The sequence below is a fragment of the Mitsuaria sp. TWR114 genome (assembly GCF_007997345.1).
This window is the reverse complement of record NZ_VOSR01000120.1, coordinates 1-11,781: the sequence shown is the minus strand read 5'-3', so window position 1 is coordinate 11,781 and position 11,781 is coordinate 1. Positions and strand designations below refer to the sequence as shown.

The 11,781-nt window shown below is 67.7% G+C and carries 12 protein-coding genes; 4 read left to right on the top strand and 8 right to left on the bottom strand.

Translation table 11 applies throughout. From position 1 onward, the window contains the following. Positions 1-619 (top strand): flavin reductase family protein (locus FUT87_RS05855; protein ID WP_147240385.1); only part of this gene is annotated, 619 nt, incomplete at its 5' end. Positions 620-688: 69 nt separating this feature from the next. Further along, positions 689-1,669, top strand: coding sequence for a dicarboxylate transporter/tellurite-resistance protein TehA (tehA, locus tag FUT87_RS05850; RefSeq protein WP_147240384.1), 981 nt, complete (start codon positions 689-691; stop codon positions 1,667-1,669). Between the two features lie 64 nt (positions 1,670-1,733). Here the strand turns inward: tehA and pyrC are convergent, their stop codons facing one another. From pyrC to FUT87_RS05810, 8 genes are all read right to left on the bottom strand, one after another. Continuing rightward, complete coding sequence (gene pyrC, locus FUT87_RS05845; RefSeq protein WP_147240383.1) at positions 1,734-2,768, bottom strand: dihydroorotase; 1,035 nt, start codon at positions 2,766-2,768, stop codon at positions 1,734-1,736. A 24-nt stretch (positions 2,769-2,792) separates the two neighbouring features. Beyond that, the gene (locus FUT87_RS05840; RefSeq protein WP_147240382.1) at positions 2,793-3,278 is read right to left on the bottom strand and encodes a hypothetical protein; all 486 of its coding nucleotides are present in this window, start codon (positions 3,276-3,278) and stop codon (positions 2,793-2,795) included. A 296-nt stretch (positions 3,279-3,574) separates the two neighbouring features. Beyond that, positions 3,575-4,309: an amino acid ABC transporter ATP-binding protein gene (locus FUT87_RS05835; protein WP_091726117.1), complete on the bottom strand. Its 735-nt coding sequence runs from the start codon at positions 4,307-4,309 to the stop codon at positions 3,575-3,577. Positions 4,310-4,319: 10 nt separating this feature from the next. After that, positions 4,320-4,985 carry an amino acid ABC transporter permease gene (locus tag FUT87_RS05830; protein ID WP_091726120.1) on the bottom strand — a complete coding sequence of 222 codons (666 nt, stop codon included), beginning with the start codon at positions 4,983-4,985 and terminating at the stop codon, positions 4,320-4,322. A 1-nt stretch (position 4,986) separates the two neighbouring features. Further along, complete coding sequence (locus FUT87_RS05825; protein ID WP_091726123.1) at positions 4,987-5,721, bottom strand: amino acid ABC transporter permease; 735 nt, start codon at positions 5,719-5,721, stop codon at positions 4,987-4,989. A 121-nt stretch (positions 5,722-5,842) separates the two neighbouring features. Further along, positions 5,843-6,736, bottom strand: a complete 894-nt coding sequence (locus tag FUT87_RS05820) for an amino acid ABC transporter substrate-binding protein (protein ID WP_147240381.1) — start codon at positions 6,734-6,736, stop codon at positions 5,843-5,845. Positions 6,737-6,887: 151 nt separating this feature from the next. Beyond that, on the bottom strand, positions 6,888-7,817 hold the full coding sequence (locus tag FUT87_RS05815) for a LysR substrate-binding domain-containing protein (protein ID WP_091726131.1): 930 nt from the start codon (positions 7,815-7,817) through the stop codon (positions 6,888-6,890). An 11-nt stretch (positions 7,818-7,828) separates the two neighbouring features. Then, on the bottom strand, positions 7,829-9,685 hold the full coding sequence (locus FUT87_RS05810) for an ABC transporter ATP-binding protein/permease (RefSeq protein WP_147240380.1): 1,857 nt from the start codon (positions 9,683-9,685) through the stop codon (positions 7,829-7,831). Between the two features lie 212 nt (positions 9,686-9,897). On the opposite strand from FUT87_RS05810, the gene FUT87_RS05805 reads away from it, so the two are divergent. Beyond that, positions 9,898-10,251 carry an acyl-CoA thioesterase gene (locus FUT87_RS05805; RefSeq protein WP_147240379.1) on the top strand — a complete coding sequence of 118 codons (354 nt, stop codon included), beginning with the start codon at positions 9,898-9,900 and terminating at the stop codon, positions 10,249-10,251. Between the two features lie 171 nt (positions 10,252-10,422). Then, positions 10,423-11,763, top strand: coding sequence for a dicarboxylate/amino acid:cation symporter (locus FUT87_RS05800; RefSeq protein WP_091726141.1), 1,341 nt, complete (start codon positions 10,423-10,425; stop codon positions 11,761-11,763). The last annotated feature ends 18 nt before the right edge of the window (positions 11,764-11,781 follow it).

Genomic DNA, 11,781 nt, shown 5'->3' with positions numbered 1-11,781 from the left:
GCTGATCGCCGGCGGCATCGGCATCACGCCGATCAAGGCGATGGCGCATGCGCTCGTCGCGAGAGGCGCGGCTTTCGAGCTGCACTACGCGGTGCGCTCGCGGGCTCAGGCACCGTTCCTGGGTGAGCTGGTCGACGCCTTCGGCGAGCGCGTGAAGGTCCACGCGAAGGACGAAGGGCAGCGCCTCGACGTCCAGGCGCTGATGCTCGGCCTGGGCGAGACCGATCATGTCTACGTCTGCGGACCTTGGCGCCTGATCGACGCGGTGTCGGCGGCCGCGCGGGAGGCCGCCGTGAGCGCCGCGCGCGTTCACGCCGAGAAGTTCAGCACCGACCGCGCCAAGCCCGGCGACCGCGAGTTCGTCGTCCACCTGGTCCGCAGCGGCAAGGACCTGCTCGTGCCGAAGGACCGCTCCATCCTCGAGGTCGCCGAAGCGCAGGGCGTGCGAGTGCCGGCCTCATGCCGCATCGGCAACTGCGGCACCTGCGCCACGCGCGTGGTCGCCGGCACGCCCGCGCATCGCGACGACGTGCTCACCGACGCGCAGAAATCGGATCAGCGGTTGATGTGCGTCTGCGTCTCGAGAGCGGACGGCGATGAATTGACGCTCGAGCTCTGAGCGATGTTCACGGCTACAGTGCGCTCGTCCCACGACCTCGCCGGCCGCCGCGCGCGCAGGAGCACCTCGATGAACGCATCCCGATGGGCGGTTCCCGCCTCCTACTTCAGCATGGTGCTGGGCCTGACCGGCCTGGGCAACGGCTGGCGCGTGGCCTCGCGCCTGTGGGGCTTCCCCACCTGGATCGGCGAGTCGGTCATGGCGGTCGCGGTGACGGTGTGGGCGGTGCTGCTGGTCCGATTCGCGATCAAGTGGATCGCCGCGCGCGAGGAGGCCCTGGCCGAGGCCGCCCATCCCATCCTCTGCTGCTTCATCGCACTCGTGCCGGTGGCCACCATGCTCGCCGGCATCGGCGTGCTGCCGCATGCGCACGGCGTGGGGACGGCGCTGGTCCTGCTCGGCGCGGCGGCCTCGCTGCTCTTCGGCCTGTGGCGCCACGGCGGCCAGTGGCGCGGCGGACGCGACCCGAAGACGACGACGCCCGTGCTCTACCTGCCCACGGTCGGCGCCAACCTGGTGTCCGCGATCGCGCTATCGGCGCTCGGCTGGCCGAGCTGGGGGCAGCTGTTCTTCGGTGCCGGCGTGCTGGCCTGGATCGTCCAAGAGTCCATCATCCTGGGCCGCCTGCTGACCGTCGATCCCTTGCCGCCGGCGCTGCGCCCGACGGTGGGCATCCAGATGGCGCCGCCGGCGGTCGCGCTGCTGGCCTACGCGGCCGTCACCGTCGGCCCGCCGGACCTCATCGCCCGCATGCTGCTGGGCTACGCGATCGTGCAGGCGCTGATGGTGCTGCGGCTGATGCCGTGGATCCGCCAGCCGTTCACGCTGTCGTACTGGGGATTCACCTTCGGCGCGACCGCGATCTCCACCGGCACCATGCGCTTCGCCGAGCGCGGCCACGACCCGGTCTTCACCACGCTCGCGCCGGTGCTCTTCACCATGAGCAACCTGGTCATCGCCGGGCTGTCGATCGCTTCGGTGGTGTGGGCGCTGCGGCCGAAGCCGGCGTCCGCCAGCGCGCCCGCGCCGGTGGCGCCGGCGGCCAGTTGATTCGGGGTGAGCCAGCAGCGCGCCGCGGCGCGTCCTGACGCCGCGGTGGACCGCGGTGTCGCGCTCAGTCGAGCTTCCAGCGCAGCGCCTCACCGCCACGCAGCGGCTTGAGCTGCGCGGCTTCGCCGAAGGGGACGGACTCGGGCAGCGTCCATTCGGTCTTGCGCAGCGTGACCTGCGTCGTGTTGCGCGGCAGGCCGTAGAAGTCGGCGCCGTGGAAACTGGCGAAGGCCTCGAGCTTGTCGAGCGCGCCCGCGGCCTCGAAGGCCTCGGCATAGAGCTCGAGCGCGGACAGCGCGGTGAAGCAGCCGGCGCCGCACACCGAGTTCTCCTTCATCACCGACGCATGCGGCGCACTGTCGGTGCCGAGGAAGAACTTCGGGCTGCCGGAAGTGGCGGCCTGTATCAGCGCCAGGCGATGCTCCTCGCGCTTGAGCACCGGCAGGCAGTAGTAATGCGGTCGCAGCCCGCCCATGAAGATCGCGTTGCGGTTGTAGAGCAGGTGCTGCGGCGTCACCGTCGCGCCGGTGAAGCGGTCCGCCGCGGTCACGTACTGCGCGGCTTCCTTGGTCGTGATGTGCTCGAAGACCACCTTCAGCTCGGGGAAGTCCTTGCGCAGCGGCGTCATCACGCGGTCGATGAAGAAGGCCTCGCGGTCGAAGACATCGACGTCGCCATCGGTGACCTCGCCATGCACCAGCAGCAGCAGGCCCGCCTTCTGCATCGCCTCGAGCGTGGCGTAGGTCTTGCGGATGTCGGTGACGCCGGCATCGCTGTTGGTCGTGGCGCCGGCCGGATAGAGCTTGAGCGCGACCACGCCGGCCGCCTTCGCGGCGGCGATCTCCTCGGGGCGCGTGCGGTCGGTCAGGTAGAGCGTCATCAGCGGCTCGAAGTCCACGCCGGCGAGCACGGCGGCGAGGATGCGCTCGCGGTAGGCCCGCGCCTGCTCGGCCGTCGTGATCGGCGGCTTCAGGTTGGGCATCGCGATCGCGCGCGCGAACTGGCGCGCGGTGTACGGAACGACGCTCTGCAGCGCGGCACCGTCGCGCAGGTGCACGTGCCAGTCGTCGGGACGGGTCAGGACTAGGGTTTCGCTCATGGGGCGGGATTGTCGCACCCCACCTCACGGCGCACTGGCCGGCGTCATCGGCGCGGGCACGGTGTACATCGCGAGCGCCTTCTGCGCCGGGGCTGCGGCGGACATGGCCCGGATCACGGGATGGAGCTGCAGGGCTCCCATGCCCGCCAGCAGGGCGAGGACGCCCATGATGACGTTGATCGAGGTCTTGATCCCTCCAATCTCTCCCTTCAGCCCCTTGATCTCGCCTTTCAGCTCACCGACCTCCGCCCGCATTTCGCTGCGCACGGCGCAGATCTCCACCGTCAGCGCCGAGAAGCGGCTTTCCATCTGCACCCGCATCGCCGAAAGCTCCGTGCGCATCTCGCTGCGCATGCCGGCGATGTCGGCACGGATCGTCTGAAGCAATGCATCGTTCTTCGCGTCGTACTCCACGCGCCGGACGTACTCCTCCTTCGGCCAGCGCTGGGCCCTCTTCGCCTGGGAGCCCGGCGATGAATGGCTGAAATGGCTGCGATGCTGTGCGCCCATCCGGTGACCTCCTGACGACTCGTGGATCGACGCACGGCCTGACCCCACGGGCGGATTCCCGCACGGATCACCTCGCGCCTCGTGCGACTCGCCACACACGGGCCGAATCGCGATGGGACCGATTGTTCGCAGCCCCTCGCCGGCCGTCACTGACCTCGACCAGGAGTCTTTTGGACATCCATGCCGTGGACGAGTGAGCACCGCACAGGCGTCGTGGACAGCCGGAATGAAGAAGGCCCGCACCTTGCGGGGCGGGCCTTCGAGGCCGTGCGGGGGACGCCCTCGGGCGCCCGCGATCAGTGCTGCAGGATCTTCGCCAGGAAGTCCTTGGCACGCGGCGAGCGCTGGTCCGGATTGCCGAAGAACTCGTCGCGGGTGCAGTCCTCGACGATCTTGCCGGCGTCCATGAAGATCACCCGATGGCTGACCTTCTTGGCGAAGCCCATCTCGTGCGTCACGCACATCATGGTCATGCCCTCGTTGGCCAGCTGGACCATCACGTCCAGCACCTCGCCCACCATCTCGGGGTCCAGCGCCGAAGTCGGCTCGTCGAACAGCATCACGATCGGGTCCATCGACAGCGCCCGGGCGATCGCCACGCGCTGCTGCTGGCCGCCCGAAAGCTGACCCGGGAACTTGTCCTTGTGGGCCATCAGGCCCACGCGCTCCAGCATCTTCAGGCCACGGGTCTTGGCGTCGGCCATGTTGCGGCCCAGCACCTTCACCTGCGCCAGCGTCAGGTTCTCCGTCACCGACAGGTGGGGGAACAGCTCGAAGTGCTGGAACACCATGCCCACGCGCGAACGCAGCTTGGGCAGGTTGGTCTTGGGCGCCGTCAGGCTGGTGCCGTCGACGACGATGTCGCCCGCCTGGATCGGCTCCAGCGCGTTGACCGTCTTGATCAGCGTGGACTTGCCCGACCCCGACGGGCCGCACACCACCACCACTTCCCCCTTCTGGATGGTCGTGGAGCAATCGGTCAGCACCTGGAACGGGCCGTACCACTTGGAGACGTTCTTGATTTCAATCATGGGGCGGACCTCAGCGGATGATGGCGATCTTCTTCTGCAGCCGGCGGACCAGCATGGACAGGCTGAAGCAGATCACGAAGTAGACGACGGCCGCGACCAGGTAGGTCTCCATCGGCCGGTTGAAGTTCTTGCCGGCGACCTCGAAACCCTTGAGCAGGTCGTAGGCACCGATCGCGTAGACCAGCGACGTGTCCTGGAACAGCACGATGGTCTGCGTCAGCAGCACCGGGAGCATGTTGCGGAAAGCCTGCGGCAGCACCACCAGGCCCATGGTCTGCTTGTAGTTCATGCCCAGCGCGTAACCCGCGAAGACCTGGCCCTTGGGCACCGACTGGATGCCCGCGCGCATGATCTCGGAGTAGTAGGTCGCCTCGAACAGCGTGAAGGTGATCAGCGCCGTCTTCTCCGCGCCCAGCGGCCCCGCGATGTAGGGGATCAGCAGGAAGAACCACAGGATCACCATCACCAGCGGGATCGAGCGCAGCGTGTCGACGTAGATCGCCGCCGGCCGCTCCAGCCACCATTTGCCCGAGAGCCGCATCAGCGCCAGGATCGTGCCCAGCACGATGCCGCCGATCATGGCCGAGAAGGTCAGCTGGATCGAGAACCACAGCCCCTTGGCGACGAAGGAGGACAGGACCTCCCAGGTCAGGAACGAAAAGTCGAGTTGCGTCATGTCACTTCGCCCCCAGGATGCCGGGCACGCGCACGTACCACTCGATCACCTTGGCCAGGCGGTTGATCGCATAGGCCGAGATGAAGTACAGCAGCGTCACGGGCAGGAAGATCTGCACGAAGCTCGACTGCTCGGAGGCCTGCAGCGCGAACTGCGCCAGGTCGGGGATGCTCACCGCGAAGGCCACCGCCGAGTTCTTGACGATGTTCATGCTCTCGCTGGTCAGCGGCGGAATGACGATGCGGAAGGCCATCGGCAGCAGCACATGGCGATAGGTCTGCGGCAGCGTCAGACCCAGCGCCTGGCCGGCGTAGCGCTGGCCCTTGGGCAGCGTCAGGATGCCGGCCTTGACCTGCTCCGAGATCCGCGCCGAGGTGAACAGGCCGATCGCGATCACGACGAGCACGCTGGGCGGCAGGTCCAGGATCGGGAACAGGCGCGGGATCACGTGATACCAGATGAAGAGCTGGACGATCAGCGGGATGTTCCGGAACAGCTCCGTCCATGCCTCGCCGAACATCGCCAGCTTCCTGTTGGGCACCGTGCGCAGGATGCCGATCAGCGATCCGGCCACCAGCGCGACCAGCAGGCCCAGGACCGAGACGAACATCGTCCAGCCCCAGCCGTGGATCATCGCGTCCAGGTAAGTCTCATAACCGGGGGCGCCGAAACACTTCGGCGCGACCTCCTCGGTCACCATGTCTGTGCAGTACAACTGCCAATCCCAGCTCGCCATGGCGTGCTCCATCCATCAATGCGAAGGGCCGCCCGCATGCGCTGCCGCGGCCCTTCCAGTCTCCGGTCACCCCCTTGCGACAAGGCGCCCCGCGGGGCGCCTTGCGCTCAGGGAACCGTGCTTACTTCTTGGCGTATTCCTCGACCGGCTTGTCGTTCGGGTTCGCCCAGGCGTCCTTGGTCGCCGCCGTCGCCGGCAGGCCCACCTTGGTGTTGGTCGGGGGGATCGGCTGCATGAACCACTTGTCGTACAGCTTGGCGATCTCGCCGGACTTCATCAAGCCCTTGATGCTGTCGTCCACCGCCTTCTTGAAGGCCGGATCGTCCTTGCGGATCATGATGGCGATCGGCTCGACCGACAGCACTTCGCCGACGATCTTGAAGGCCGCCGGATTGCGCGACTTGGCGATGTTGCCGGCCAGGATCTGGCCGTCCATCACGAAGGCGTCGGCGCGGCCCGACTCCAGCAGCAGGAAGCTGTCGGCGTGGTCCTTGCCCAGCACTTCCTTGAAGTCCACGCCGTTGGCGCGCTCGTGCTTGCGCAGCAGCTGGACGGAGGTGGTGCCGGTGGTGGTCGCGACGGTCTTGCCGTTGAGCTGCGCGATCGAGGTGATGCCCGAATCGGCCTTCACCGCGATGCGCACTTCCTCGACGTAGGTCGTGACGGCGAAGGCCACGTCCTTGGCGCGGGTCATGTTGTTGGTGGTGGAGCCGCACTCGATGTCCACGGTGCCGTTCTGCACCAGCGGCACGCGGTTCTGCGAGGTCACCGGCAGGTACTTGATGTCCAGCTTGGACAGGCCCAGGTGCTTCTGCACGTCGGCCAGCACGCGCTGGCAGACCTCGACGTGGTAGCCCACGTACTTGCCGTCGCCGAGCGTGTACGACAGCGCGCCCGAGGACTCGCGCACGCCCATGGTCACGCTGCCTGTGTCCTTGATCTTCTTCAGCGTGTCGGCTTGCGCCACGCCGACCAACGCCGCGCCAAGGGCCAGGACTAGCAATGCCTTCTTCATAGTTGCTCCTGCTTGTTCGGATTCAAAAGCGGATTCGAGGGAGGCTCGACCGGTGAGCCGCCCAACCGGCAGAGCAGACCATGAGCGGCTGCTTTGCTGGGTAGGGAGTATCACGCATCTCGAGGTGTTGCACGGCTTACATATGCAGGTTTCATGCCTGCCCGGCGGCGGCGTGGGTCAGGAAATTCCAGAGCGCCTGCGCGACCGGTTTCACGCGGCGCGCCGAGCCCTGGCGCTCGCGGTACATCCGCAGTTCCATGTTCAGTTCGTACTGGCCCGGCTCGGCCGCTCGCACCAGGCGGCGCGCCTTCACTTCCTTCTTCACCGAGCTCGCCGGGAGGAAGGCCAGGCCGTGGCCCTCCAGCGCCATGGCCTTGAGGCTCTCGGCCATGTCGGTCTCGAAGACCGATTCCAGGTTGAGCGGCTGCGCGGCGTCCTTGACGATCAGCTCCACCAATCGCCCGAGGTAGGCGCCGGACGCGTAGCTGAGGAAGGGGATCTTCTGGCCCGGGTGTCCGGAAATCCGGAACATCGGCGCGCCGCCTGTGTCAGCTTTCGCATAGGCGGCCAGGGTCTCGTGGCCGAGCGAGACCGATTCGTAGCGCTCGGGATCGAGCTGCAGCGGCTGGCTGGGGTGGTGGTAGACGACCAGCAGGTCGCAGTTGCCTTCGCTCAGCTGCAGCGTCGCGTCGTGGACGTTGAGCGCGTTGAGCCGGCATTTCACCTCGCCGAAGCGCTGGCGCAGCTCCATCAGCCAGTGCGGGAAGAAGCTGAAGGACAGCGAGTGCGGCACGGCGAACTCGATCATGTCCTGCCCCGCCGACTGGTGGCTGCGCAGCATGTTGCGCGTGGCCTGCAGGTTGCCGAGCAGGTCCACCGCCTGGCCCAGCAGGGTTTCGCCGGCCGCGGTCAAACGCGTCGGATAGGACGAACGGTCGACCAGATCGACGCCCGCCCACGCCTCCAGCGCCTGGATGCGGCGCGAGAACGCCGGCTGCGTGACATGCCGCAGCTGGGCCGAGCGGGAGAAGCTGCGCGTCTCCGCCAGGCTCACGAAGTCTTCAAGCCATTTGGTTTCCACGGCGCGGGAGTTTAGCCGTGAGGGGCCGCCGACGCCGCCACCGCGTCCTGCCCATCCTGCTGCAGGGCCCACATCTGCGCGTAGCGGCCGCGCCGCGCCAGCAGCGACGCATGGGTGCCGCGCTCGACGATGACGCCCTGCTCCATCACCAGGATCTCGTGGGCATCGACCACCGTCGAGAGCCGGTGCGCGATGACCAGCACCGTCTTGTCGCGCGCGGCAGCCTCGAGCTCGGCCTGGATGGCGCGCTCGTTGCGCGAGTCCAGCGCCGAGGTCGCCTCGTCGAAGATCAGGATCGGCGGATCCTTGAGCAGCGTGCGCGCGATGGCCACGCGCTGCTTCTCGCCGCCGGACAGCTTGAGCCCGCGCTCGCCCACCATGGTCTGGTAGCCCTGCGGCAGCGCCTGGATGAACGCGTGGATGTGCGCGGCCTTGGCCGCGGCCTCGATCTCTTCGGTCGTCGCCTCGGGGCGGCCGTAGGCGATGTTGTAGGCGATGGTGTCGTTGAACAGCACCGTGTCCTGCGGCACGATGCCGATCGCCCGGCGCAGGCTGTGCTGCGTGACCTCGGCGATCGACTGGCCGTCGATCGCGATGCGGCCTGACTGCGCGTCGTAGAAGCGGTAGAGCAGCCGCGCCAGGGTGCTCTTGCCCGAGCCGCTCGGGCCGACCACGGCGACCTTCCTTCCCGCCGGGATCTCCAGGCTGACGCCCTTGAGGATGGGCCGCTGCGGCTCGTAGGCGAAGTGCACGTCCTCGAAGCGCACCGACGCGCCGGCCACCCGCAGCGGCTGGGCGCCGGGGGCGTCCGCGACCTCGCGCTCCCGGGCCAGCAGGCCGAACATCTTGTCCAGGTCGGTCAGGCTCTGCTTGATCTCGCGGTAGATCACGCCCAGGAAGTTCAGCGGGATGTAGAGCTGGATCATGAACGCGTTGATCATGACCAGGTCGCCCAGGCTCATCTGCCCGGCGACGACGCCCTGCGTCGCGCGCCACAGCATCGCCACCAGCGCCACCGCGATGATCACCTGCTGGCCGCTGTTGAGCAGCGACAGCGTCGTCTGCGACTTCAGCTGCGCGCGGCGCAGCCGCTCCAGGCTCTGGTCGTAGCGGGCGGCCTCGAAGTCCTCGTTGTTGAAGTACTTCACCGTCTCGTAGTTCAGCAGCGAGTCGATCGCCTTGCTGTGCGCGTGCGAGTCGAGTTCGTTGAGCTGGCGGCGGAACTTGGTGCGCCACTCGGTGACCACGATGGTGAAGCCGATGTAGAACACCAGCGCCGCGCCGGTGATCCAGGCGAAGAGCACGTCGAACTTCAGCGCCAGCAGGCTGAGCACCAGCACCACCTCGACCAGCGTCGGGAAGATGCTGTAGAGCGAGTACGAGATCAACGCATGCACGGCGCGCGTGCCGCGCTCGATGTCGCGGGTCATGCCGCCGGTCTGGCGCTCGAGATGGAAGCGCAGGCTCAGGTCGTGCAGGTGGCGGAAGACCTGCAGCGAGATGCTGCGCGAGGCGCCCTCGGTCGCCTTGGCGAAGATCAGCTCGCGTGCCTCGGTGAACAGCGAGGTGCACAGGCGCAGCATCCCGTAGGCCAGCAGCAACCCCACCGGCACGACCATCAGCGCCTGCGCACTGCCGGGCCGCAGGTCGAGGCTGTCCACCAGTTGCTTGAGCAGCACCGGCACGCCGACATTGGCCAGTTTGGCGCCGATCATGAAGGCCAGCGCGAGGCCGACGCGCCAGCGGTAGCGCCAGAAATAGGGCAGCAGGCGGCCGATGGTGTGCCAGTCGCCCCGGGACCCGGGCGCGGTGGAGGACGAGGGGACGGGGGTCGGCGCGGAGGTGCCGGCGAGCGTGGAGCGGCGCATGGACGAAGGGGCTGGACTGTCGTGGGGTCGGGCCTCGGGTCCGGCGCCTGCGCTGGCGGGGCCGGACATGCTGGACGACAATGCCGGCCATTGTCACCGTTTGCCGATCATGAGCGACTCCACCGCCCCCCAATGCCCCCGCGGCCCCGACCGCGCCCGCCTCGACGTCCAGCCTGCTCTCCCCGGAGACGATCGGCCCGCGTGAACTGGTGATGCGCGTGATGCCGATGCCTGCCGACGCCAATGGCAACGGCGACATCTTCGGCGGCTGGATCATGGCGCAGGTCGACCTGGCCGGGTCGGTGCTGCCGGCGCGCATCTCGCGCGGGCGGATCGCGACGGTGGCGGTCAACGAGTTCATCTTCAAGCAGCCGGTGTCGGTGGGCGACCTGCTGAGCTTCTATGCGCAGGTCACCCGCATCGGCCGCACCTCGATCACAGTGCACGTCGAGGTCTTCGCCGAGCGCAACCCCGCCAATCCGCATGTGGTCAAGGTGACCGAGGCCAACCTCACCTACGTCGCGATCGACCGCGAGGGCAAGTCGCGGGTGATCGGCGAGGCCTAGGCGGCCGCGGCGAGCCTACCCACGAGGGCCTGTGCGAATGGGCGTCCAGCCACCAGGGTTTGTACGTAGATTCCGCAGCCGGCTCCGGGATGCGGGTGGGATACTGCGCCGCCTGGGTGCCGAGCCACGCCGGTGACGGCGCCAGCGGCGCCTTCAACCGGAGCCGTCCCCATGCTGTCCCCTTCCGCCTCCGCCACGCCGGTCGTCGCCGTGCCGTGGTACCGCCATCTCTACCTGCAGGTCGTCGTGGCGATCGTGATCGGCATCCTGCTCGGTCATTTCGAGCCGAAGTTCGCCGTCACCCTGCAGCCGCTGGGCGATGCCTTCATCAAGCTGGTGAAGATGATCATCGCGCCGGTGATCTTCCTGACCATCGTGACCGGCATCGCGGGCATGACGCAGCTCAGCCGCGTCGGCCGGGTGTTCGGCAAGGCGATGGCCTACTTCCTGTTCTTCTCGACGCTGGCGCTGATCGTCGGCCTGGTGGTGGCGAACGTGGTGCAGCCGGGCCACGGCATGAACGTCAACGTCGCGGACCTGGACCAGAAGGAAGTGCACCGCTACGTCGAGAAGACGCATGACCTGACGCTGGTCGGCTTCCTGATGGACGTGATCCCGAAGTCGCTGGTGGGCGCGCTGGCGGACGGCAACATCCTGCAGACGCTGTTCGTGGCGGTGCTGTTCGGCATCGCGCTGGCGCTGGTGGGCGATCGGGGCAAGCCGGTGCTGAACTTCTTCGAGGCGCTGACCGCACCGGTGTTCCGGATGGTGCACATCCTGATGAAGGCGGCGCCGATCGGCGCACTGGGCGCGATGGCGTTCACCATCGGCAAGTACGGGCTGGCCTCGCTGCTCAACCTGGGCATGCTGGTGGGCAGTTTCTACGTGACGGCGCTGCTGTTCGTGCTGGTGATCCTGGGCATCGTCGCGCGGCTGTGCGGTTTCTCGATCATCAAGCTGATCCGCTACCTGAAGGCGGAGCTGCTGCTGGTGCTGGGCACCTCGTCGTCGGAGTCGGCGCTGCCGTCGCTGATGGAGAAGATGGAGAAGGCCGGCTGCGAGAAGACGGTGGTGGGACTGGTCGTGCCGACGGGCTATTCGTTCAACCTGGACGGGACCAACATCTACATGACGCTGGCGGCGCTGTTCATCGCGCAGGCGACCAACACCGAGCTGACGCTGGGTCACCAGATCACGCTGCTGCTGGTGGCGATGCTGAGCTCCAAGGGCGCGGCGGGCGTGACCGGCGCGGGGTTCATCACGCTGGCGGCGACGCTGTCGGTGGTGCCGGAGGTGCCGGTGGCGGGCATGGCGCTGATCCTGGGCGTGGACCGCTTCATGTCGGAATGCCGCTCGCTGACCAACTTCATCGGCAATGCAGTGGCGACGATCGTGGTCTCGAAGTGGGAGCGCGCGCTGGACCACGATGCGCTGGACCTGGCGCTGTCGGGTAAGACCATCGACCCGGACGACCTGCCGATCCGCGTGGCCGGGCCGGCCGAGACGGCGTGAGCGGACTCGGTGCATGAA

Excerpts from the sequence above, each read along its gene's own strand:
- tehA (WP_147240384.1), top strand. The coding sequence starts at position 689 with ATGAACGCATCCCGATGGGCGGTTCCCGCCTCCTACTTCAGCATGGTG.
- pyrC (WP_147240383.1), bottom strand. The coding sequence starts at position 2,768 with ATGAGCGAAACCCTAGTCCTGACCCGTCCCGACGACTGGCACGTGCAC.
- FUT87_RS05840 (WP_147240382.1), bottom strand. The coding sequence starts at position 3,278 with ATGGGCGCACAGCATCGCAGCCATTTCAGCCATTCATCGCCGGGCTCC.
- FUT87_RS05835 (WP_091726117.1), bottom strand. The coding sequence starts at position 4,309 with ATGATTGAAATCAAGAACGTCTCCAAGTGGTACGGCCCGTTCCAGGTG.
- FUT87_RS05830 (WP_091726120.1), bottom strand. The coding sequence starts at position 4,985 with ATGACGCAACTCGACTTTTCGTTCCTGACCTGGGAGGTCCTGTCCTCC.
- FUT87_RS05825 (WP_091726123.1), bottom strand. The coding sequence starts at position 5,721 with ATGGCGAGCTGGGATTGGCAGTTGTACTGCACAGACATGGTGACCGAG.
- FUT87_RS05820 (WP_147240381.1), bottom strand. The coding sequence starts at position 6,736 with ATGAAGAAGGCATTGCTAGTCCTGGCCCTTGGCGCGGCGTTGGTCGGC.
- FUT87_RS05810 (WP_147240380.1), bottom strand. The coding sequence starts at position 9,685 with ATGCGCCGCTCCACGCTCGCCGGCACCTCCGCGCCGACCCCCGTCCCC.
- FUT87_RS05805 (WP_147240379.1), top strand. The coding sequence starts at position 9,898 with ATGCGCGTGATGCCGATGCCTGCCGACGCCAATGGCAACGGCGACATC.
- FUT87_RS05800 (WP_091726141.1), top strand. The coding sequence starts at position 10,423 with ATGCTGTCCCCTTCCGCCTCCGCCACGCCGGTCGTCGCCGTGCCGTGG.